Origin of the sequence: Acinetobacter sp. YH12200, assembly GCF_013418175.1 — a bacterium.
Lineage (GTDB): Bacteria > Pseudomonadota > Gammaproteobacteria > Pseudomonadales > Moraxellaceae > Acinetobacter > Acinetobacter pseudolwoffii.
Map to the genome: position 1 here is coordinate 19,358 of NZ_VPCO01000002.1, position 23,082 is coordinate 42,439.

The following is a 23,082-nucleotide window of genomic DNA, read 5'->3' on the forward strand; positions in this document are numbered from 1 at the left end:
CAAAAGACTGTTTTCTCTACTTTTGAACTGCACAAAAGTAGCAAAATGCATTTGTTCGACTGATGCTAAGTCCCTTTAGCACAGTCGAACGGGCGACATCCATGTCGCCAGTCATGTGATCTAATTTGGATGATCTCTGGTTTTGTCGATCAGATAGTTAATAAAATTTGTACAGGCAACAAGCATAAATTTTGCATCGATATAAGAAAGATTTGATTCGTCTAACATTGCATGGCGAATACCATCTGCATCGGATGTATAACCATATAAAGATTTAATACTGGCTTTTAATGCAGGATGTATTGGATATTGTTTTTCAATTTGACCAATTGCATCACCTAAAGTTACTTTGTCCTTCTTTAATATTTTTTGACACATACCTTCTAATGCCGAAACAGATTCTTTAATTGAATTTCGATAGTCAGGCTTTTGACGATCTGACATCAGTTTTAAAGCTTGATTTAAATGTTGTTGAACACCTAAATATTGATTTGTATTTTCTAAAGCAGTTTCGATGGATTGAATTTCTTGTTCAGATGTAATTTCAATAACATGCTCATTAATTATTCTATAAGCGCTGTTTTCTCGTTCTAAAACATTGTTTAGATCATCTATAAATTTGAAGTTAGGCGATACATACCATGTTGGATAATACTCTATTGTATTTTCAATAAAATCATAAGTTTCATACCATTTGAAATTGAAAAAATATTTTCTAATTTGTTGTAATGCTTCTTCAAATTCTTCTGGTATAAGGTCTAAAGGTAATTGAAAGAAGGTTGACCAATACGATTTTATAAGCTTACCGAGATGTGAGTCTAAAGTGCAAAAAGACTCTTGATTGCTGAAAGCTCTATCCCATAAACATTCATGCAATACATTCCAAAGACTAACTCTTAGACGTTCATCCATACTTTCTTTTTGAATAATACTACGAATAGGCTTATATCCATTCCGTTCCGAAAACCGCATATTTTTCCTAAATAAAAAAACGGTGAATGATTCACCGTTTTATCATACTTATTGGGTGGATAAAATCTCCCCTAACCCTAAGTCCTATATGACGCCAGATAAAGAGAAAAGCCCCCTCCTTTTTCAAAGGAGGGTTGGGGAGGATTTAAAAAATTAAATCACTTCAACAACGGCTTCAAGAATTTACCCGTATGTGAAGCTTTGACTTTCACGACCTGTTCAGGCGTACCTTCCGCGACAATCATACCGCCACCCGAACCACCTTCAGGACCTAAGTCCACCACCCAGTCAGCAGTTTTAATCACATCCAAATTATGCTCAATCACCACGATGGTATTGCCCTTGTTACGGAGCTGATGCAGGATATCTAGCAGTTTGGCAATATCATGGAAATGCAGGCCCGTGGTCGGTTCATCCAGAATATACAGGGTTTGACCGGTATCACGTTTGGCCAGCTCACGCGCCAGTTTCACCCGCTGCGCTTCACCACCAGAAAGAGTGGTAGCAGACTGACCCAGACGGATATAACCCAAACCGACCTGATGTAATGTTTCCAGACGACGGTGAATCACCGGAATCGCATCAAAGAAATGCATGGCATCTTCAACGGTCATCTGCAAGACATCGGAAATATTCTTGCCCTTATAGTTCACTTCCAGCGTTTCACGGTTATAGCGTTTGCCATGACAGGCATCACATGGCACATACATATCCGGCAGGAAATGCATCGCCACCTTGATCATGCCGTCGCCTTCACAGGCTTCACAGCGACCACCTTTCACGTTAAACGAGAAACGACCCGCGGCATAACCACGTGCTTTGGCTTCCGGAGTTTGTGAAAACAGTTCACGAATCGGGGTAAATAAACCGGTATAAGTGGCCGGATTGGAACGTGGGGTTCGTCCAATCGGACTCTGGTCAATATCGACGACTTTGTCGAGGAACTGCAAGCCATCAATCGATTCAAACTTTTCCGATGTTAAAGTGGTTGCACCATTCAGTTGGGTCGCCGCCAAAGGTAACAATGTCCGGTTAATCAAGGTCGATTTACCCGAACCCGATACCCCGGTAACACAAGTCATAATGCCCAAAGGAATGGTCAGATCGACTTTTTTCAGGTTATGCCCAGATGCACCCATCAGCTTGATCTGTTCTTCAGGTTTAGGTGGCTGAATCCGTTTTTTCGGCACTTCAATTTTTAACTTGCCAGACAAATATTGTCCGGTCAGCGAGTCAGGATTGGCCAGAATTTCATCATAAGTCCCTTCAGCAATCACATGTCCACCATGTACACCTGCACCCGGGCCAATATCAATAATATGATCGGCGGCACGAATTGCATCTTCATCATGCTCGACCACCAAGACGGTATTGCCCAAGTCTCGCAGACGGATCAGGGTTTGCAGCAGACGGTCATTGTCACGCTGATGCAGACCAATTGAGGGTTCATCCAGCACATACATCACGCCCATCAGGCCGGCACCAATCTGGGAAGCCAGACGAATACGCTGTGCTTCACCGCCCGACAATGTTTCGGCAGAACGCGACAGGCTGAGATAATTCAGACCGACTGAGACCAGGAAGTGCAGACGTTCACGGATTTCCTTGAAAATCTTGTCGGCGATTTCTCCGCGTGCGCCTTCTAGGTTAATGTCCTGATAATAGCTTTCGGCGTCACCAATCGACATGCGGGTAATGTCGGCAATGGTCTTGTCCAGAATTTTCACATTCCGCGAGATTTCATTCAGCCGTGAACCATCACAGGCATCACAGGCAGCATTGGACAGATACTGCGCCAGATCATCACGCACATAATTACTTTCAGTTTCACGGTAGCGGCGTTCCAGATGCGGCAAAATCCCTTCAAACGGAATCACCCGATTATGACGACGGCCACGCTCATCGATATAACTTAGATCAATTTTTTCTTTGCCGGTGCCGTACAGGAATTTTTTCTTGGTGTCGGCATCCAGTTCATTCCACGGCGTTTCTAAAGAAAAACCAAAATGCTCGGCGACTTTCTGGATCATGCCGTAATAATAAGGACGCTGACGGTCCCAGCCACGAATCGCACCCTGACTGACACTGACTTCAGGATTGGGAATCAGTTTATCGGCACTAAAATGACTGCGGGTGCCGAGACCATCACAGACCGGACAGGCACCAAAAGGGTTATTGAACGAGAATAAACGCGGTTCCAGTTCTGCGACAGCGCGGTCACATTCCGGGCAGGAATGCTTGGCAGAAAATACCCGATCATCATGTTCATCCTTCATCCAGGATAAAATCGCAATATCGCCACCGAGGCGCAGTGCAGTTTCAAAACTTTCTGCAATACGGTTGCCCAGATCATCACGGACTTTAAAGCGGTCGACCACGACTTCAATGGTATGTTTTTTCTTTTTGTCCAGTTCTGGTGGCGGATCAATTTCCATAATCTCGCCATCGACGCGGGCACGGACAAAACCTTGACTCTGTAACTGCTCAAATAAGGCGGTATATTCACCTTTACGCTCACGCACCACCGGGGCAAGCAGCATCAAGGCTGTGCCTTCTTCCAGCACTTTGACTGCATCGACCATTTCCGTGACGGTTTGTGCCACCATCGGCAGGTCATGTTCTGGACAGAAGGGCGTACCGACACGTGCATACAGCAGACGTAAGTAGTCATAAATTTCGGTAATGGTACCCACGGTAGAACGCGGGTTATGGCTGGTCGATTTCTGTTCAATCGCGATGGCTGGACTGAGACCTTCAATCGAATCGACTTCCGGTTTTTCCATTTGTGAAAGAAACTGGCGTGCATAGGCAGACAGCGATTCCACATATCTGCGTTGACCTTCGGCATATAAGGTATCAAAGGCAAGCGAGGACTTACCTGAACCAGACAGTCCCGTAATCACCACAAACTTGTCGCGTGGTATATCAAGGTTCACATTTTTCAGGTTATGGGTACGTGCGCCTCGAATACGGATGTGGCTTTGGCTCATGCAAGGATCCTAGAATATTCATCAAAAACCCTTATATGATACCGGATGAAAAATGTTCAAGTGCAAATAAAAGTATTTTAAACGTCAAGTTATGTCGGTGATTGGTCAATTCATCACAATACCGAGAAATATCACAGTAGATCGCTTCACTGTTCAGAATGACTAGACGTGAGGGAAGTTCTTAACAAGCTGCTGCATAGCGGCGTTCAAAGATCGATTCAACATCCTCAAAGCAGGTGTCACGTGGTATATCATGATGCAGACGTGCATAGAAATTAACTTCATTTTCCAGAATTTGCAAAAAGCCCTCATAGTCTTGTTCGAAAAAATCCAGGTCGAGCAAATCATTACGACGGGCCTGATGACAGCGGTACTTTTCAATAAATTTCAGCAGATGTTTCTGGATATGCGTGTTGGTATGGTAAATCAGGTAAGTTGCTGCTGAACCACAATCCAGACAGCCCTGTTCCAGATAAATTTCTTCATTATTCAACCAGCAACATTGCAGGGTGAAAAATGCCCGAATCGCTTCGGTGCCTAAAGTGTCCATATTATCTGCCTCTTTCCGGGATTGATTTTATTAATTGATAATTATTCTCAATTATTGTGCGGCAATTTTGGGCTTATAGCTAGGTCTAGCATACCGGCCCGTTCTATCCTTGTTTTTTCAGACTAAGCCGTTTTTATGATCAGTTTATGACAGCAGAAATTTTTTAAACGGCTATAACCAAAAAGCCCTGTCTTAAACAGGACTTTTTTTGTGCATCTTATTGGTCCAGACCAGGCCACTGGCGTTGCTTAAAGGCGCTGTCCCAGAATAACCATTCCAGACGGGCCGCATGCGTATAAGCTTGGTGCATTTTTTCCAGTGTATCGGCATCAACGCGCGCCGCAACACGGTCAATGGTCGCAATTACATTACGCACAGCCGTGTGGAATTCTTCGCCTGAATAGGTATCCACCCAGGCCTGATAAGGATTATTCGGTGCAGAATTATCGACTATATCTTTGCCGACTTCTGCATAAATCCAGAAACATGGCAGTAACGAGGCCAGCACCACCGGGTAGCTTTCCGACCAGGCAGTCGAAGTGAGATAAGAGGTATAATGATGGCAAGCCAGCGTCAGAGGAGTAGTTTCGAACTGGTCTTTGCTAATGCCAAAATCCTGCATAAAACCGTCATGCAGGCTACGCTCCACCACAATCGCAATTTTGGCGGCTTCAGCAAACTGAATCACATCATCTGCCTCAAATGCTTTGGCGGCACAGACTGCCAGTGCACGGCCATAGGCCAATAAATAATGTGCATCCTGAATCACATAATGACTAAAGGCCTCACGGCTTAATGTGCCTTGTGCCAGTTGCTGATTAAAGGGCAGAGCCAGGGTCTTCTGATAAAGCCCTAGATTACGTTGCCATAGCTCTTGTGAAAAACTCATGCGGAAATCCTTCGCAGTTCAAGTTAAACCATGCAGCACTATAGCAAAGATCGGGCTGTTTAAAAGATCGGCAAATTTTAAAAACAGAAAATAAGATAAAACAGCTCAGGAAGTGCTTTGGTTTATGCGCTAAAAGTTTCATAATTAGCTTAACTTTTCCTATTGGTATTGCTGCTCTTTCGCAGCCATACATTTATTTAATTTATCCAAGGTCGTTGTGTATGTTGAAACATTTTGGTTTCTCGATTGCATTTTCGATCGTGTGTCTTGGTTTGTCTGCGTATTGGGGTTATACCCATGGTCCTGAAGCAGGCCTGCAAACCATGCTCACAGCGCTAACCATCACCGCTATCTTAGCGATTATGGAAGTGTCGTTGTCCTTTGATAACGCGGTTGTTAATGCCTCAGTCCTACGGGGTTGGGATCATTTCTGGAAAATGCTGTTCCTGACAGTCGGTATTCTGATTGCAGTTTTCGGGATGCGTTTGATCTTCCCGGTGGTCATTGTTGCAGTGACTGCAGACCTAGGCTTTATGGAAGTAGTACGTCTGGCCCTGAATGATCCGAAAGAATATTCAGCACGTTTAATGGCACATCATCCTGAGATTGCTGCTTTTGGTGGTGCTTTCCTGTTGATGGTATTCCTGAACTTCTTCCTGGATGAAGAAAAAGACACGCACTGGTTCAGACGGCTAGAACGCCGTCTGTCTAATCTGGCTAATGTGCCGGCAATGTCGGTGTTTATCGCACTGGTGGCCTTGTTAATCATGGCAGCCAATGTCGATGAAGCCAAGCGTCTGGCAGTGACTATGGCCGGGATCTGGGGCATCGTGATTTATATCGGTGTACAGGTTCTGAGTCATATGCTCGGTGGTGAACCGGAAGTCGATGAAGAAGGTAATGCGATTCGTCATGATGAAAATGGCGTACCGACCGGTGTAGTGAAAGCCGGTATTGGTGGTTTCCTCTATTTAGAAGTCCTGGATGCCTCGTTCAGTTTTGATGGCGTGATCGGTGCCTTTGCGATTACCTCAGACGTGGTTATCATCATGCTCGGTCTGGCGATTGGTGCGATCTTTGTCCGTTCAATGACCATCTATCTGGTTGAGCAGGGCACATTGGATGCTTATATCTACCTGGAACATGGCGCGCATTATGCCATCGGTGCACTGGCCTTTATCATGATTGCCAGCGGGACTGGCGTGCATGTACCAGAAGTGGTGACCGGTCTGATCGGTGTAGCCTTTATTGTCTGGGCAGTATTCGCCTCGATTCAATACAAAAAACGTCAGGCGGCTTTAGACAAATAAAGCGCTGTCCCTGAATGAAAAGCGTAGCTCCGGCTGCGCTTTTTTTATTTTTAGATCAGCATCATCTTTATTTCAAATAAAATTCATGTCTTCTTCATGAGCTGAATGTCCTATAATCTGGGCTCCAGATTAATTAACCCAATCGCCATAATTTATGATGAATGCTTTAGAACGTCGTTCAACCTTTGCCCTGAGCAGTATTTTTGCACTGCGCATGTTGGGGTTGTTTATGATTATCCCGGTGTTTTCTGTGGCAGGGCAGGCCTATGACGGTGCAACGCCTGCACTGATCGGTTTGGCGGTCGGGGTCTATGGTTTGACTCAGGCCTTATTACAGATACCATTTAGCCTGATTGCAGACCGCTACAGCCGTAAGCCTTTGATTGTTTTAGGACTGCTGCTGTTTGCCTTGGGTGGTGCGATTGCAGCCATGTCTGACAGCATTTATGGCGTGATTATCGGTCGTGCCATTGCCGGTGGTGGCGCAGTATCCGCTGTCGTCATGGCCTTACTGGCCGATGTCACGCGTGAAGAAAACCGCATGAAAGCCATGGCAATCATGGGCATGAGTATTGGTCTGTCTTTTGTGGTGGCATTTAGTCTCGGGCCTTGGCTGACAGGTCTGGTTGGCATTTCGGGATTATTCTGGGTCACCACGGTGATGGGATTGGCTGCCATTGCCATGCTGTTTATGGTGCCTAAAGTCACGCGCCATCATAAAAACTTTCAACAGGGTTATCTGACCCAACTGAAACAGGTGCTCCAGATTGGCGATCTGAATCGTCTGCATGTATCTGTGTTTACCCTGCATTTATTGCTCACAGCCATGTTTATTTATGTGCCTTCGCAGCTGATCGAGTTTGCAGATCTGCCGCTTTCCAGTCATGGCTTGGTCTATTTACCCCTGTTGGTGCTAAGTCTGTTCTTTGCTTTTCCGAGTATTATTCTGGCAGAAAAATACCACAAAATGCGCGCGATTTTTCTGGTGGCGATTGGCGGTATTATTCTGGGTTTAATGGTGATGGTCTTTGGTTTTGAATCCAAATATATCTTGCTCATTGGCCTGGGTCTGTTCTTTATTGCCTTTAATGTGATGGAGGCCTTATTGCCTTCCTGGCTGTCTAAAGCTGCGCCAATCCAGTCTAAAGCGACGGCAATGGGCGTGAATGCCAGCAGCCAGTTTTTGGGTGCCTTCTTTGGGGGAATGATCGGTGGTCAATTGTTGCTGCTCAATAATACCTCGATGGGCTGGAGTATCCTGACCGGGATTGCGATTGTTTGGCTGCTGATGAGTTTCGGGCTAGCTCAGCCACGCTATCTTTCATCACTGGTGCTGCGTTTGCCGGAAAGCAGACAAACTGACGAATGGACTTCTCAGCTTTTGGCGATTCGTGGTATTGAAGAAGTCGTGGTGATGGCTGAACAGCAAGTTGCCTATATAAAAGTCGATAAACAGCAGATTGATGATGCTTCGCGACAACAATTAACGCACTTGTTAGGTAAAGAGGTAGCCATTTAAGCATAACTCTTATAAAGTAAAATACAGAAATATATAGGAAGTAAACAGCAAATGCGTGGTGTAAATAAAGTCATTTTAGTGGGTACTTTGGGTAAAGATCCGGAAACCAAAACTTTTGCAAATGGTGGTTCTCTCACTCAATTTTCGATCGCCACTAGCGATTCGTGGACAGATAAAAGTACCGGTGAACGTAAAGAACAAACGGAATGGCACCGTATCGTGTTGCATAACCGTTTAGGCGAAATTGCGCAGCAATATCTGCGTAAAGGTTCTAAAGTATATATTGAAGGTTCATTACGTACCCGTCAGTGGACTGATCAAAATGGTCAGGAGCGCTATACAACGGAAATCCGTGGTGATCAAATGCAGATGCTGGACTCGAATCGTTCACAAGGCGAGCAGGGCGACAACAGTTTTAACCAGCCACGTTTTAATAACAATAATCAGGCGAGTAACAACCAAAGTGGCGGTTACGGCAATAATCCGCAGTCGGGTTATGGTTCAGCGCCGCAGCAAGGCGGTTTCAACAACAATCAGGGTGGCGGTTATGGCAACAATAACCCGAGTGGTTTTGCACCGAAATCTGCACCTGCACCAACAGCAGCGCCTGCAGCTGATTTAGATGATGATCTTCCGTTTTAACTTATCAGAACGGTAAATCTTCATCCAAGACCCACCTGAATCCGGTGGGTTTTTTATGTCTTGAATTTGCTTTGTTTAGTTTTGATAGAGCTCAGAGCTTTATGATTGCTAATCTAAGTTGCAAAAAATTATATTTCAACTGCTCGGCTTATGTTCAAAATTCTAGGCTCCATATTGAGCAAATCAATCAGATCAGTAATTCTCATAGAAATCTTAAATCTAAAAAAGCGATTATTTTTATAAAAACTTACGGTTTTACCTATTTAAAAAATTTTCGTATTCTATCTTCATCGAATGAACAATCTCACCAATATACGAGGAAAGGTCTCATGAGTTTAATCAATACTGAAATCAAACCATTCAACGCCACTGCTTACCACAAGGGTCAATTTGTGGAAGTGTCCGAGCAGGACATGAAAGGTAAATGGTCGGTTGTATTCTTCTATCCTGCTGACTTTACTTTTGTTTGTCCAACTGAATTAGGCGATCTTGCTGATCAATATACTGAATTCCAGAAAATGGGCGTAGAAATTTATGGTGTATCAACCGATACGCACTTCACCCATAAAGCTTGGCACGATACCTCTGACGTAATTGGTAAAATCCAGTACCCAATGATCGGCGACCCAACCTGGACTTTGGCGAAAAACTTTGAAGTATTGATTGAAGCTGAAGGTCTGGCAGATCGTGGTACTTTCGTGATCGATCCAGAAGGTAAAATCCAGATCGTTGAAATCAATGCCGGTGGTATTGGTCGTGATGCAGCTGAACTGCTTCGCAAAGTGAAAGCAGCGCAATATGTACACGCTCACCCAGGTGAAGTATGTCCTGCGAAATGGAAAGAAGGCGAAGCGACTCTTGCTCCTTCAATTGACTTAGTGGGTAAAATCTAATTCGCTAACTTACTTTCGAAGCAAAAAATCCAGCACTCAGTGCTGGATTTTTTTATTGGCTGCTCAACATGAAAGCGCAATTCAAATGGTATAGCCCTGATGGCCTTCTGCCCGGGCACGTAAGCCCTCGACCAGATGCTCAATCAGTTTTTCCATCACCAGACGCTGACCTTTGCGTGAGGCATAGATCAGTTGTACGGTTCCCATATTGGAACACCAGTCTGGCAGCAGATGGATCAGGCGACCAGCTTTGAGATCTGCTTCCACGGTTAACAAGGGTAGATCGGCAATACCCAGGCCATCCAGGGCAGAATAGTATACGCCGGCCAGATCATTGCTTTTGATGCGGGGTTCTAGGGGGATATCCATCTGTTCATGACTGTCGATACGATGCAGATGCCATTGATAGTGGTTTTTCTGCGTGCCTAAAACGATGGTCGGAAAGTCATTGATCTCAGTGGGGTAATGTATCGAACAGCCTTGCAACAGCTCCGGACTGGCAACCAGACAATGCGTGGTTTTAATCACATCGCGAACGACAATGCTGGAATCTTCATTGGCTTCAAAGTTGGTGCGGATCGCCAGGTCAATCTCATCGTGCAGCACATCGACACGCCGGCTGGTAATTTCCATTTCTACCTGAACCTTGGGATAAGTCTTGAGGAATTCATTCAGCAGGCTGCGGATCTGGTAGCGCATCATCACCGAAGGACAACTCAGCTTGACCAGGCCTTGTGGTTCACTTTTCTGCTTGAGCAAGACATTACGGGCACATTCCACCTGTTGAATCAGCTTTTCGCATTCCTCAAAAAATTCCTGGCCCAGTGAGGTCACCTTAAAATATCGGGTTGAGCGTTGAATCAGGGTGACATTGAAACGGGCTTCCAGCTCTAAAATACGTCGGCTGAGTTTGGACTTGGTGATTCCGGAGATGTCACTGGCTGCACTAAAGCCGCCATGCTTGACCACCAGATAAAAATAATAATAATCATCAAAAGAATGCACCTTTCACCTCAATCGCCCTGCGTTCATACAATGCCCATCATAGGGGAAATCCGGGCCAGGCTAAACTGTTTCCAAGCCAGATTAATTTAATTGTTCCAACGAAAAGCGACCCGAAGGCCGCTTATTTTAGAGATGTGTATGGTTTATTTTTGGGCAGTATTCTGGTTATAGCTATTCATCAGGTTGCGGTAGTCAGGAATATGATTGCTGAACAGGCTGCCGAGACCTTCGATATCATTACGCCAGTCACGGTGCAGTTCACAAGCCAGACCAAACCAGGTCATCAGCTGTGCACCAGCCTGTGACATGCGGTTCCATGCAGCATCACGTGTCAGGTGATTAAAGGTACCAGATGCATCTGTCACGATGAATACGTCAAATTCTTCTTCAAGTGCAGACAGCGCCGGGAAGGCGACACATACTTCAGTCACCACGCCAGCAATGATCAACTGTTTTTTGCCCGTGGCTTTTACCGCTTTAACAAAATCTTCATTATCCCAGGCATTAATTTGCCCTGGACGAGCAATATAAGGTGCGTCCGGGAATAGCTCTTTCAGCTCAGGAACCAACGGACCATTTGGGCCTTGTTCGAAGCTGGTGGTCAAAATGGTCGGTAAATTGAAATATTTTGCTGCTGCCGCAAGCGCCAATACATTATTTTTGAATTTATCTGGGTCAATATCACGAACCAGTGACAACAAACCAGTCTGATGGTCTACAAGTAATACGGCTGCATTGTCTTTGTCTAAACGTACATAAGGTTTTGCCATTTCTCTGTTCCTCTCTATAAAATTAGCATCCCGTCTTGGATCAAACCCAGGCTGTTCCGGGACGTGGTGATTTTTATATTAGAGCTAAAAACAGGACAAAATAAGCCCAAATTCTGGGATAAATAATCTTAAAAATAGGATAATTAAAAATTTAGACCAAAATTTTAGTTTGTTTGTGTTGAATTCGGGAAGTTAAAGCAGAGATTGTCTTATATATAAGATACTGTATTCCAGCTTAGGACTATCAGCGTATCTTGGCCCGGCATAAAATGGCTGCATGTTCATCCTATCGTAATAGGAGTTAAAAGATGAAAAAAGTAATTGGTGTTTACCGTAATCAAAACATGCATTGGGTCGGTGATGGCTTTCCGGTCAAAAATCTGTTTTCCTATGACCGTTTAGGTCAGGCGATCAGTCCGTTTTTGTTGCTGGATTATGCTGCGCCCTATCATTTTGATCCGACGACTGTACAACATGGCGTGGGTTCACATCCACATCGCGGTTTTGAAACAGTGACGTTAGCCTATCAGGGGGCAGTGACGCATCAAGATTCAAGTGGCGGTGGCGGCACGATTCAGGCAGGTGATGTGCAGTGGATGACCGCAGGCTCAGGTGTAGTCCATGAAGAATTTCATTCTCCAGATTTTGCCAAACATGGCGGTCTCTTTGAAATGGTACAGCTCTGGGTCAATCTGCCGGCCAAAGACAAGATGACCACACCACGTTATCAGGCGATCACTGCGGCAGCTATTCCGCGGATTGAAATGGATGAAGAGGCGGGGCATATCCGGGTGATTGCAGGTGAGTTTGCTGGTCATCAAGGTCCTGCTCATACTTTTAGTCCGATCAATGTCTGGGATGGTGAACTGAAAGCGGAATATGAAACCACATTACATATCCCTGCCGGGCATAATGCACTGTTAGTCGTGCTGAAGGGTGAGCTGGTGGTCAATGCGAGCCAGAAAGTCCTGGACAGCTCAATTATAATGTTTGCCCGTGATGGAGATCCGGCGATTCAGTTGCAAGCCTATCAGGATACCCAGTTTGTGTTACTGACAGGCGAGCCACTCAATGAGCCCATTCAAGGTTATGGCCCGTTTGTAATGAACAGCAAGGAAGAAATTATGCAGGCATTTCAAGAGTTTAATCAGGGTAAATTTGGTGAAATTGCGGTGCAGGCTGAATAGTACACCGAGCGGTTAAACAAAGAAGCCTCTGCTTTCGCAGAGGCTTTTATTTTATAAGGCGCTGTAGTTTCTTGTCGTTTTAAATAATTTACGCATAAACTCATCTTGGTGGAATCTGATGGGTTTATGGTCTTATTATGCTGTGAATCATAGGTTTTTCAAGGGCGTTTGTCAACCAAAGGTTATAAAAATGGTTAATTAAGATGTTTGTTTTTAAAGTGATTTTTCTGGTTATATGGAAAAAATATGAATAAAATCCTGAGTTTGGTGAATTTTGTAACCTGTTCAAAAAAATAGTGAAAAGCAGATTTTATCCCGTCCAATTGCCTTTACGAAAAACATATATTCTGGAAGATTTTAATAACCTGTTTGATTGGCGCATGGTACATAATTTCTGTAGTTTTTCAATGATGGATGATCAGTTTGGATATCGCAGTAATTGGTAGTGGCATGGCCGGACTGGCAACAGCCAGAATTCTCCAGGATGCAGGACATCACATCACGATTTTTGAAGCACTTCCAGGTCGTGGCATGGACAGTCATAGCCTTGAATTTGAAGAGGGGCTGATTGATGCACCTTTACGTGTGATGAATCCTTATCTGTGGAAAAATACCCTGAGTCTGGCCACGCATCTGGGCATTAAAACTTATCCGGTGCGTACCTATATGGCCTGCAGCTGGTTATTTGAAGATAAAACTGAAACCTGGCTGACCACATCGCGTAGCCGTATCGGCAATATTCCAATTATCAATAACCGTAAAGGCTTGCAGCAGTACGGCTGGCGTCTGGTCAAGGGCCTGTTGCAGCTCAAAGTGGCATTAACCAAATTTTTTAAGTCGAAAAATCAGGACATCAGCCTGGCAGAATTTATCAATCGTAACGAGATTGAAGAAGTGTTCTGGCATGGCGCCGTAATGCCGGTACTGTATACCATTTGTACCTGCAATCCGAAAACCATTGGTGAATGGCCGGCGAAACCTTTATTGATTTTCCTGCGTCAATTGACTGATGGCGATGCCTTACTACGCTTGCAAGGCGGAACACCGGCGCTGGTCGACAAACTGGTGGAAGGTATTCATATTGAAGATGGTTCAGCGATTACACTGGTTCAAGAGCAGGGCGATCAGGTCAAAGTTGAAAATGCGGCCGGTTATTCAAAACTGTTTGACCGGGTCATTGTCGCGACGCCAACCACTAAAATTGAGCAATTCCTGGATCCAACCCAGTTTGCCAGCGAAATTGAATTATTGAAGAAATTCAAATTCGAACAGGGCGAACTGGTGATTCATACCGACTCCAGCGTGATGCCGCCAAAACGTAAAGACTGGGCCGTGCTTAGCTATATGATGGATCGTAAGTTTACCCGTCAGCAATTTACAGTGTGGCTCAACTCGATTGAACCTTCTCTGGTCGGCAAGTCGGCAGTGTTCCAGACCTGGCGTCCGGTGACCGAGATTGACCCGAAAAAGGTGATTACCTCGGTCATGCTGACGCGTGCGGTGGTCGATGCCAATACCGTGGCGCTGAACAAGGAATTACAGCAGCGTCATCTGGAAGCCAATCGCAAAGTCTTTTTCTGCGGTTCATGGTCATGTGACGGTTTGCCCATTCTGGAATCGGCTGTGACCTCAGCGATGAAGATTGCGGAAATTTTCGGTGCGCCTTTACCGTTTCAGGGTTTAAAACCTGTGGTCGAGGTTGCTCCGCAACTGGGTTATTAATTGATGCAATGGCTTCAGGCACTGCGTCAGCGCTTTCCTCAGCATAAATATGCAATTCATGCAGCGGCGCTGGGGGATCAGGCGCAATTGCCCTGGAGTAATTTGGGCTATTGGCAGGCAGGACAGCAGGATTATGTTGCTGCCTGTCGCACGCTGGCCGATCAGCTCGCGCAGAGTGTCAATTTGAATTCAAAAGATAAATTGCTGGATCTGGGCTGTGGTCAGGGTGCAAGTTTATTGCACTGGCAACAGCACTACCGAGTGCAATATCTGGCCGGTGTCGAAGTACAAGCGGCTTGCGTGGCCACTATTCAGCAACATCTGCCAGAACTGAATGCCATCTATCAGGCCTCGTTTCTGCGTTTAAACGAATTACAATTTTCCCAGCGTTTTGATGTGGTGCTGTGTCTGGATGCAGCTTATCACAGTCCGGTTCCGTTACTTTTGCAACAAATCAGCAGTGTTTTAAAGCCAAATGCACGAATTGGTTTTCATCATCTGGTGTTATCGGAACGTTGGCAAAATTTGAATTCATTTCAAAAGCGTAAATATCAGCTGTTACTGAAATCTGCCGATATAAATTTAAAAGAATTAATGTCTGTTGGTGCACTGTATGCGTGTCTGGATCGTTTTGAATTTAAAAATATTCAGATTCAGGATCTATCCGAGCCGGTATTTTCTGGCTTTGCGGATTATGTACAAAAAACTTTGAATTCAAAACAAGCCGGTCATCATATTCAAGGCTCAGGCTTGGATCATTTTAAAATTCAAATGACAGCAAAGCTATGCCAAAAATTATATCAGGAAGGGATCGTGAGATATGTGCAGGTAACGGCACAATCGAAGGACTAAAACAGCGTAAGAAAACGTCGAAAAATTCAAGTTTGAAAAATACCAAGCCCAGAAACATCAAAGCCTCACTAAAAAGCGAGGCTAAGATATGGTGCCGGCACACGGATTCGAACTGTGGACCTACTGATTACAAGTCAGTTGCTCTACCAACTGAGCTATGCCGGCATGGTGGAGTGCATTTTACAGAAATTCATTCGCTACGCAAGCCAAAAAATAACCGTTCAAGCTATTTTGGTACGATTTACCGTTTTTCCGGTTCATTCTATCTAAACTGTCTTTTATCGAAAGATCAAGAAAACGCCCATATAGGCAGATATGGGCGAGGGTGAATGTACAGGGTTTAGTATGGGTCAATCGCTTAAAAGGGATTATCGCTTTTTTAGGATCTGGTCTAATTCTTGTGCACATTCCTCTAAAGTAAAGGCCATATCAAACTGCATTTGAGGTTTGAGTTCTTGAGCGAGGCTTCTCCACTGTTCGATGAGTCTCAGAGCTTTTTGAATTTTATGTTTATTGATGTCTTTGGCAATGGTTGGGGTATAACCGCCACGTTTTGCATTTTTGATCTGTTTTGCATAGTTTGCGCTGTTATTCATGTTCGCTCTCCGAATAGCAGTGTATCTATTTAGCTTTAAGTTTAAATGGCTCGATCAATCCTGTATTTCTTTCTATTTTATGGTTTTTATTCTCCTCTTAGCACCTCTGTAGGCACCATAACATAGCTTTGATGACAATAGAATTAAGCTATTTTTATGCCAGTTTTTAAATTGAACCTAGAAAAGCACGGAAGCTTAAGAAAAATTTAAATATGGTGGAATAATCGTCTTAGAACAGCCATATTCCTTAGGTCATAGTAACTTTAATCATGGTGGTGATGGATTGTTTAATGATTCTAAGCAGATGCGAATTTGAATTTCAGGCAATAAAAAAACCCGAATCATGTGATTCGGGTTTTTAAATTCTGGCGGTGAGAGAGGGATTCGAACCCTCGAAACGCTATAAACGTTTACACACTTTCCAGGCGTGCTCCTTCAGCCACTCGGACACCTCACCATAGGCCGAGGATAATAGCGAAAAAAACCAGCTGTGCCAAGCTGAAACAATTGATTTGCAGAAAAACTTTTAATGTGGTGCTATGATTCGCAAAAATGCTTGTTAAAAACGAAGACAATATATGCAAAGCACTGCACAAAAAGCAGCTCTCCCGGTGATTACACTGGCTGCGCTTGGGGTCGTTTTCGGAGATATTGGCACCAGTCCACTCTATGCACTGCGCCAATGCTTCCTCACCGCACATCTCGCCATTAGCGAGGCCTCTGTACTCGGTATCCTGTCGCTGATTTTCTGGTGCATGATGCTCACCATCAGCTTTAAATATGTCACGGTCATCATGCGTGCCGATAACAACGGCGAAGGCGGGATCATGTCATTATTGGCATTAAATCTGCGTACCACACGAATTGCCGATCAAAAGAAAATTTTCCTGATTGCCTTGGGTTTTATTGGTGCATCGCTATTCTTTGGTGACGGTATTATTACTCCGGCAATTTCTGTGCTGTCTGCCATTGAAGGCTTGAGTATTGCGACACCTATTTTCAATCAATGGCTGGTACCGCTATCGATTGGAATTCTGGCGGGGCTGTTTATGGTGCAGCGTCACGGTACAGCCACCATGGGGAAATTTTTCGGGCCTTTAACCATGCTCTGGTTCCTGTCCATTGGCGGTTTTGGTTTGTGGAGCATTATCCAGACCCCGTCTGTCCTCTGGATGGTGAATCCGTACTGGGCATATCACTTTGTGGTTGATCAGCCCTACGTGGCTTTCCTGACCATGGGCGCGGTGATTCTGACCATGACCGGAGGGGAAGCAATTTATGCCGATATGGGGCATTTCGGTCGTCTGCCAATTCGTCTGGCCTGGTTTATTATTGTCTTGCCCTGTTTATTGCTGAATTATGCCGGACAGGGCGCATTGTTGTTGCGCAGTCCAGAAGCGCTGGCCAATCCTTTCTATATGCTGCTGCCAGAATGGGCTTTATTCCCGATGATTGGACTGGCCACGGCTGCAGCGGTCATTGCCTCGCAGGCGGTGATTACCGGGGTATTTTCGATGGTCAATCAGGCCATTCAACTGCGTTATTTGCCGCGTCTATCGGTCAAGCATACCTCGGCAGTCGAACGTGGCCAGATTTATCTGCCCTTTATTAACTGGCTGCTGTTTATTTCGGTCTTGATCCTGATTTTACTGTTTGAAAATAGTGCCAATCTGGCCAGTGCTTATGGTGTTGCAGTGACCATGACCATGCTCTGCGGTACTATTCTGATCTCGATTCTGGCTTATGGTTTATGGCGTTGGCCGGTCTGGAAAGTGGCATTGTTTGCTGTGCCATTTTTGGCTCTGGATTTGGTCTTTGTAGCCTCAACTTCTTTAAAAATCACCTCGGGTGGCTGGGTGCCGATTCTGATTGGCGCCGTGCTGTTTACCATTTTGATGACCTGGAAAGATGGACGTGCTTTGGTTTTGAAGCGTCTGGAACAGGATGCCTTGCCGATTGATCTGTTTATTAAAAGTATCTCAATGGGGGAAGGTACCAAATATGTGCCAGGTGAGGCCATTTTCCTGACGGGTACACCAAATATTGTCCCGCATGCCATGCTGCATAATATCAAGCACAACAAAGTCTTGCATGAACGTAATATTATGCTCACGGTCATTACCCGTGATGTTCCCTTTGTAGCTAAGCAAGATCGGGTTGAACTGGAACAATTGAGTGAGCATTTTTATCGGGTATTTATCTATTATGGTTTTAAGGATCAGCCCAATATTCCAGTAGCTTTACAACAGGCTTATCGAAAATGGGGTTTTGAATATGATCTGATGCAGATCAGTTTCTTTATTTCACGTGAACGGATTATGCATACTGTGGGTGAGGGTATGGCACCGTGGCGGGAAAAACTGTTTATTTCCATGCAGCGCAATACCAGTCCGGTCAGTGATTTCTATCAGATTCCACCCAACCGTGTGGTCGAGCTGGGCACCCAGATTCAGATGTAAATAAAATTAAAAAGCATAAAAAACCAGAGACACACTCTGGTTTTTTATGGGAGAAACAGTAAATAACTGAGCTTCGGATTATTGCTCAAGTTCTACGGCAGCCGGCACTTCAGGTGCAGCATTCAAAGGCTGCTCCATCAGCACTGGTTCTGCATCGGCTTGAGCTGCAATTTCAGTTTGTGCATTCATTGCATTGGCTTCAACTACAGCAGCTTGCTGTTGCTCTTCAAGCACAGGCTGTTGTTCTGGCGCAGCCATAGATGTGGTTGCTTCGACTTCGGTACTGTTGGCCGGTTCAGCCAGATTGGCCGGCATGTCTGATTGATTCATACCCGGTTCTGCCACAGGAGGTTGTGGCGAAACCATGTCTGAATTACCTGGTGCCTGCATCATCGCTGGATCATTTGGCATCGCTGGCTGCGTATTTGGCATTGGTTGCTGTGGCGCAGCTGTACGCGGATCGACAAGGCGGATTTGACCAGAGTTGACTAGAGTTTCTAGAGAGCCTTCCTGACCATTTACCGTGGTACTAATTTTAGCTTTAGACAAGCTTTCAAGTGTTTCACCCGGTTGAACCGGTGGCTCGGCAAATGCGCCTGCGCTGATTACACTTGTGAATAATCCTAAACCTAATATTTTAGAGAGTTTGGAATTCATGATTGACACCACTGCTAATAATTGTACGAATTGGGATAGGCGCTTAGCTTTACATACTCATCCGGCAGCTCCAATCAAAGCTACTCAAAGACTGCGAAACCTCATTTAAAATGAAATAAAAAATAGACAGTTTGTTACAGCTTTCGTGGCTTTTAAGCTATTATTGTTTATTTGTTAAGCGAATGGCAGGGTCAAGATATACTTCATATACACAGCTTGTTAAGCTCGGGAAAAATCGGTATTGATCTAAAAAGTACGTGTAATAATGGCCAAGAAGCAGCGTAAATCCAAGAACTCTCTTTTTCAGTTTTTAAGTAAAAATAGTACTAAAGTCATTCTGGGTGTGGTGGCTTCGAGTAGTTTTGCCATCGCCTTTGGTCAGGAAAAAATCAGTCAATGGGTGTCTCTGCCATCTTCATCCGATTCCGCCTGTCTGACACAGTTTTATCGTGATGTTCCGCCGTATCTGATGAAAGACAGCCTGAAAAAAGACAGTTATTCACTGTGCTTTAATGGCTTTAACGTCGGTTATTCCGGTGTTTCGAAAACCCCACTTTGGGTGGCTGAAGCACTCACACCGGCACGCTTAAGCCAGAAAATTCCGCGTCAAGATAATTTTCATGAAGAGACCCAGGTTAAACCTGCGCATCGGGCGACGTTGGCGGATTATCGTGGTTCCGGTTATGATCGCGGGCATATGGCGCCAAATGCGGATATGCCCAATAAGGCTGCACAGTCAGACAGTTTCTCACTGGCCAATATGGTGCCGCAAGCACCGAAAAACAATCAGCAGGTCTGGCGTGAACTGGAAGAAGCGACCCGTGCCATTGTAACCAAACAGAAGCAGGATGTTTATGTAGTTACCGGGCCGGTATTTGCGGCGAAAAAACTAAAAACCATTGGTAATGGCGTGATTGTACCGACGGCGGTGTATAAGGCAGTTTACCTGCCGAAAACCGGTGCGATTGGTGCTTATTATGCGCCGAATGATAATTCGCTCAAAGTGCGTATTGTTAGTGTCTGTTATCTGGAAGAACAGCTCGGAATTAACCTGTTTCCACAATTGACCGAAGAGCAGAAGCGCAATACCTATCGTTTGCCATTGACGGCCAGGGCGGTCAAAGCCAATCAGAAAATCGAATATTCTAACTGGGATGCAGAAAGCCAGTGTGCGGAAGATGTCTCTAAAGAAAACTTGCAGGCACTGCAACGTGAGTTTAAATCTTCAGGTTCAAATACCTCGACGTCCTCAGCGACTGGTGGTGCAATCGATAACGACACCCAAAATACGATTGTAAAACAGCTGATAGATGCGCTATTGCAATATATTTTGCAGTTATTGAAATAAACTTGCTGAAAAAAGTGGGATTCGAGTAGCATCGATCTCGCCCATTATTGAAAATAACAAAGACAGGTGGAGAGGATATGTTTAAAGCATTTGAAAATGGCAGTGAATCCCATGCCATTCATGATCTGACCTTGGAAAATGATCTGGATTGCGTCAGCCTGTATGGAAACTTGCAGATCACCAAGGATCAGGAAGGTCTTAAGGCTGCCAAGGTTTTGCAGGCTTTTGTAAATGATGTGGTGCAGCAACTGGAAAATACTGTAGATCTGCCAGAAAAGCTGCAGCGGGATGATCTGGACGAAATCGAAAATCCATTTTTATAAGATTTTTTTCATTTGTTGGAGAATGTTCCATCTGGAACCAGACACAAAGCCCAATATTCCTATTGGGCTTTTTACTATTTTTAGTCTCAGCATTGCAGCGTCTCAAGCTGTCTGAGCCAAAGATTCTAAGCGCCATTGTTGTGGCGTCAGCTGGGTCCATTGCTTAAATGCCCGCTGAAATGCACTCTGCTCGGAGTAACCAAGCAGCATGGAAATTTCCTGTAAGCTTAAATGCGGATCTTTCAGATATTGCATTGCCATCATAGAGCGGATTTCCTGCATGCGTTGCTGATAGGTTTTACCCTGCTTTTGCAAATGTCGTTGTAACTGACGGACAGAGAATTTTATTTGCTGGGCAATATGTTCAATCTGGAACTGGTTTTTTTGCAGGCCCACCAGAATCGCCTGCTGTAACTGCTGGTCAACCTGGGTGGAATTGGGGAATTTTTCCAGTAAAGCTTCAGCTTGTTGTTTCAGAAGCTTTTGTAGGGTCTGATCACCCTGTTTTAAAGGTGTAGACAGCTCGCTGACCGGCATCAGGACTTGAGTCTTGGCTTGACCGAAACGAACCTTGCAGCGGAAATACTGTTCATACAATGCTATATTTTTGGGTGTTGGATGCTGAAAATGCACTTCATGCAGATGCAGATGATTATTATCCAGAATATTCGATTTAATAAATTCGATCATGAGTGCAATCGCGATTTCATCGGTCAGTTGCGTACTCATCTTAAAAGGAACCTCACCCCAGGCAATCGAAAGATGTTCTCCTTGCCCCTGGATTTGTAGCGGGCTGCCATCATAGATCAGGCGATGGTAGTCATGATAGCGCATGAAGGCTTCACCCAGCGTGTCACTGGAAAGTGCCAGATAACCGATAATCCCGAGATGTTTAGTCTCGACCAGTTGTGCAATTTCCAGGCCCAAAGCCGGGCGCTGCAGCTGTTGATCAAGTGTAGTCAGCAGATCACGCCACAGGGTAAAATCAAAGCGTTCCAGATTTTGAATGGCCAATAATTTCTCAGGGACTTCGAGCTGTTTCAGCTGATAATAGTCCAAAAGTAAATGTCCTAAACCACCGTATACCGAGCCTACGTAGTTTTTTAGAACCAGCATTTTTTAATTCTTTTATTTTGTCGTATTTTGTCAATCATATTGAATATTTTGGTCAATATCTAGTCTTTTACTTAGCCTATATTGAAAATAGACCAAGAGGTAAAAGATCATGTGGAAAGGTTTTCTGGCAGGACTCGTCGTTGCCAATGGATTTGAATGGTTTGCACATAAATATGTGTTACATGGAATTCACCGCCAAGGACAGAGTCGCTATAGTCCGGTTCCAGAAAGCATGCGTTCACATTGGGAACATCACCGCATTGTGCGTAAAACGGAATTTTTCGATTTCGGTTATGTAGAAGGACTGAACAACTGGCGTACCCGCAATGAAATTGCTTCTCTTGCCGTGGTTGCTACAGTCTTTGGATTGACGTTTTATCCTTTTTCTAAAGGGATGACGCTGGCCGTATTATATAGTGCAGGCAATTATTATTATCGGCATCGCCGCGCTCACTTAGAGCCAGAATGGGCCAAAAAAAAGCTGCCTTGGCATTATGATCATCACATGAATAGTAATCAGGATGCCAACTGGTGTGTGACCAAACCCTGGTTCGACTATCTGCTGGGTACCCGGGTGATTTCCTCCGCAGATTTACAGGAGCAGAACCCTTTAGGTATGGTATTGCCTGCACCGATCTCGAAAAAACTGAACTATTGGGCAGACCGTTATTTTCCAGCCAAGTGGGCAGAAACTCCGGCTAAAATTGCTAAAAATCCTGCGACCAATCACTTAAATAGGCCATTAAATCGCTAAAACCCAGTTCTTGTCGTGATTTGTCAATAAAATGCAGATGTATTGTCAATATTGTCCTTTTGATTTGGCCTATATTCACGGTTGTTGGTGAATGAAGCCACATACTGATATGTTTTAGGTGTAATGAGTTATTTTGAATACCAAGCGCTGTGGTCTAATCTTGGTTTTTACAGGGAGTCGCGAGACTCCTTTTTTTTATTTAATTTTTACTTTTGAATATCGGTCAAGATAGAGCGATCTTGTTCATCCTCATACTGGGATGAATATTGAAAGAAAATAACGTCCTTTATATTTAAGCTGCTCAGCACTGGAAAGCTTGGTCCTGTCCGGCGGCTATTGATCAATAACAATCCCTAAACATCATTTTGAACATACCAGCCCTTTTCTATTAACTCTTTCTTGTCGTGTTTGCTGTTCTACTTTAATCCACAGAACGATGGATATACTTTTTCAAAGCAGTCATCATTAGAGCAAACCCGGATGTGCCACAGATGATGAGAGTATTTTCCAAATGATTTATTGCCTAGG

General features: G+C 44.6%; 20 protein-coding genes and 2 tRNA genes. 11 read left to right on the plus strand and 11 right to left on the minus strand.

The genetic code is table 11. The features are described from left to right. Positions 1 to 120: 120 nt before the first annotated feature. The 4 genes from FTU90_RS01630 to tenA form a co-directional block, all read right to left on the minus strand. On the minus strand, positions 121 to 972 hold the full coding sequence (locus FTU90_RS01630; protein ID WP_100354919.1) for an AbiJ-NTD4 domain-containing protein: 852 nt from the start codon (positions 970 to 972) through the stop codon (positions 121 to 123). A gap of 158 nt (positions 973 to 1,130) precedes the next feature. Next, positions 1,131 to 3,962 (minus strand): excinuclease ABC subunit UvrA, encoded by a 2,832-nt coding sequence (gene uvrA, locus FTU90_RS01635; protein WP_180071850.1) that lies wholly within the window; start codon positions 3,960 to 3,962, stop codon positions 1,131 to 1,133. Positions 3,963 to 4,143: 181 nt separating this feature from the next. After that, positions 4,144 to 4,512, minus strand: coding sequence for a hypothetical protein (locus tag FTU90_RS01640; RefSeq protein WP_180071851.1), 369 nt, complete (start codon positions 4,510 to 4,512; stop codon positions 4,144 to 4,146). Between the two features lie 217 nt (positions 4,513 to 4,729). Next, the gene (gene tenA, locus FTU90_RS01645) at positions 4,730 to 5,401 is read right to left on the minus strand and encodes a thiaminase II (protein ID WP_180071852.1); all 672 of its coding nucleotides are present in this window, start codon (positions 5,399 to 5,401) and stop codon (positions 4,730 to 4,732) included. 221 nt (positions 5,402 to 5,622) lie between these two features. Here tenA and FTU90_RS01650 point away from each other — a divergent pair, with 221 nt between their 5' ends. The 4 genes from FTU90_RS01650 to ahpC all read left to right on the plus strand — a co-directional run bounded on the left by FTU90_RS01650 (position 5,623) and on the right by ahpC (position 9,765). Next, positions 5,623 to 6,711: a DUF475 domain-containing protein gene (locus tag FTU90_RS01650; protein WP_180071853.1), complete on the plus strand. Its 1,089-nt coding sequence runs from the start codon at positions 5,623 to 5,625 to the stop codon at positions 6,709 to 6,711. Positions 6,712 to 6,865: 154 nt separating this feature from the next. Next, positions 6,866 to 8,230 (plus strand): MFS transporter, encoded by a 1,365-nt coding sequence (locus tag FTU90_RS01655; protein WP_180071854.1) that lies wholly within the window; start codon positions 6,866 to 6,868, stop codon positions 8,228 to 8,230. A gap of 51 nt (positions 8,231 to 8,281) precedes the next feature. After that, positions 8,282 to 8,872, plus strand: coding sequence for a single-stranded DNA-binding protein (ssb, locus tag FTU90_RS01660; protein WP_005095120.1), 591 nt, complete (start codon positions 8,282 to 8,284; stop codon positions 8,870 to 8,872). A 329-nt stretch (positions 8,873 to 9,201) separates the two neighbouring features. Beyond that, positions 9,202 to 9,765 carry an alkyl hydroperoxide reductase subunit C gene (ahpC, locus tag FTU90_RS01665; RefSeq protein ID WP_005173184.1) on the plus strand — a complete coding sequence of 188 codons (564 nt, stop codon included), beginning with the start codon at positions 9,202 to 9,204 and terminating at the stop codon, positions 9,763 to 9,765. An 81-nt stretch (positions 9,766 to 9,846) separates the two neighbouring features. On the opposite strand, the gene FTU90_RS01670 is transcribed toward ahpC, so the two are convergent. Next, on the minus strand, positions 9,847 to 10,770 hold the full coding sequence (locus FTU90_RS01670) for a LysR substrate-binding domain-containing protein (protein WP_180071855.1): 924 nt from the start codon (positions 10,768 to 10,770) through the stop codon (positions 9,847 to 9,849). Between the two features lie 143 nt (positions 10,771 to 10,913). Then, positions 10,914 to 11,540 carry an isochorismate family cysteine hydrolase YcaC gene (ycaC, locus tag FTU90_RS01675; RefSeq protein ID WP_074383893.1) on the minus strand — a complete coding sequence of 209 codons (627 nt, stop codon included), beginning with the start codon at positions 11,538 to 11,540 and terminating at the stop codon, positions 10,914 to 10,916. 308 nt (positions 11,541 to 11,848) lie between these two features. On the opposite strand from ycaC, the gene FTU90_RS01680 reads away from it, so the two are divergent. The 3 genes from FTU90_RS01680 (at position 11,849) to FTU90_RS01690 (ending at position 15,301) form a co-directional block, all read left to right on the plus strand. After that, a complete protein-coding gene (locus FTU90_RS01680; RefSeq protein WP_005095152.1) occupies positions 11,849 to 12,727 on the plus strand; it encodes a pirin family protein in 879 nt (292 codons plus the stop codon). 414 nt (positions 12,728 to 13,141) lie between these two features. Beyond that, positions 13,142 to 14,449 (plus strand): FAD-dependent oxidoreductase, encoded by a 1,308-nt coding sequence (locus FTU90_RS01685; RefSeq protein ID WP_180071856.1) that lies wholly within the window; start codon positions 13,142 to 13,144, stop codon positions 14,447 to 14,449. A gap of 3 nt (positions 14,450 to 14,452) precedes the next feature. After that, positions 14,453 to 15,301, plus strand: coding sequence for a cyclopropane-fatty-acyl-phospholipid synthase family protein (locus FTU90_RS01690; protein ID WP_100356958.1), 849 nt, complete (start codon positions 14,453 to 14,455; stop codon positions 15,299 to 15,301). Positions 15,302 to 15,390: 89 nt separating this feature from the next. On the opposite strand, the gene FTU90_RS01695 is transcribed toward FTU90_RS01690, so the two are convergent. The 3 genes from FTU90_RS01695 to FTU90_RS01705 form a co-directional block, all read right to left on the minus strand. Further along, positions 15,391 to 15,466, minus strand: a tRNA-Thr gene (locus FTU90_RS01695). A 203-nt stretch (positions 15,467 to 15,669) separates the two neighbouring features. Beyond that, positions 15,670 to 15,897 (minus strand): hypothetical protein, encoded by a 228-nt coding sequence (locus FTU90_RS01700; protein ID WP_005095157.1) that lies wholly within the window; start codon positions 15,895 to 15,897, stop codon positions 15,670 to 15,672. A gap of 366 nt (positions 15,898 to 16,263) precedes the next feature. Continuing rightward, a tRNA-Ser gene (locus FTU90_RS01705) sits at positions 16,264 to 16,354 on the minus strand. A gap of 121 nt (positions 16,355 to 16,475) precedes the next feature. On the opposite strand from FTU90_RS01705, the gene FTU90_RS01710 reads away from it, so the two are divergent. Continuing rightward, complete coding sequence (locus FTU90_RS01710) at positions 16,476 to 18,356, plus strand: potassium transporter Kup (protein WP_005095159.1); 1,881 nt, start codon at positions 16,476 to 16,478, stop codon at positions 18,354 to 18,356. Between the two features lie 78 nt (positions 18,357 to 18,434). Here the strand turns inward: FTU90_RS01710 and FTU90_RS01715 are convergent, their stop codons facing one another. Further along, on the minus strand, positions 18,435 to 19,013 hold the full coding sequence (locus FTU90_RS01715; protein WP_005173169.1) for a hypothetical protein: 579 nt from the start codon (positions 19,011 to 19,013) through the stop codon (positions 18,435 to 18,437). 265 nt (positions 19,014 to 19,278) lie between these two features. Here FTU90_RS01715 and FTU90_RS01720 point away from each other — a divergent pair, with 265 nt between their 5' ends. Both FTU90_RS01720 and FTU90_RS01725 read left to right on the plus strand, forming a co-directional pair. Further along, the gene (locus FTU90_RS01720) at positions 19,279 to 20,361 is read left to right on the plus strand and encodes a DNA/RNA non-specific endonuclease (protein ID WP_100534509.1); all 1,083 of its coding nucleotides are present in this window, start codon (positions 19,279 to 19,281) and stop codon (positions 20,359 to 20,361) included. A gap of 77 nt (positions 20,362 to 20,438) precedes the next feature. Beyond that, entirely contained in the window at positions 20,439 to 20,684 is a 246-nt protein-coding gene (locus tag FTU90_RS01725; RefSeq protein ID WP_005095167.1) for a hypothetical protein, read from the plus strand. A 102-nt stretch (positions 20,685 to 20,786) separates the two neighbouring features. Here FTU90_RS01725 and FTU90_RS01730 read toward each other — a convergent pair whose 3' ends face one another. Beyond that, the gene (locus tag FTU90_RS01730) at positions 20,787 to 21,800 is read right to left on the minus strand and encodes an AraC family transcriptional regulator (protein WP_180071857.1); all 1,014 of its coding nucleotides are present in this window, start codon (positions 21,798 to 21,800) and stop codon (positions 20,787 to 20,789) included. Positions 21,801 to 21,909: 109 nt separating this feature from the next. Here FTU90_RS01730 and FTU90_RS01735 point away from each other — a divergent pair, with 109 nt between their 5' ends. Next, positions 21,910 to 22,554, plus strand: coding sequence for a hypothetical protein (locus FTU90_RS01735; RefSeq protein ID WP_180071858.1), 645 nt, complete (start codon positions 21,910 to 21,912; stop codon positions 22,552 to 22,554). Positions 22,555 to 23,082: the final 528 nt, after the last annotated feature.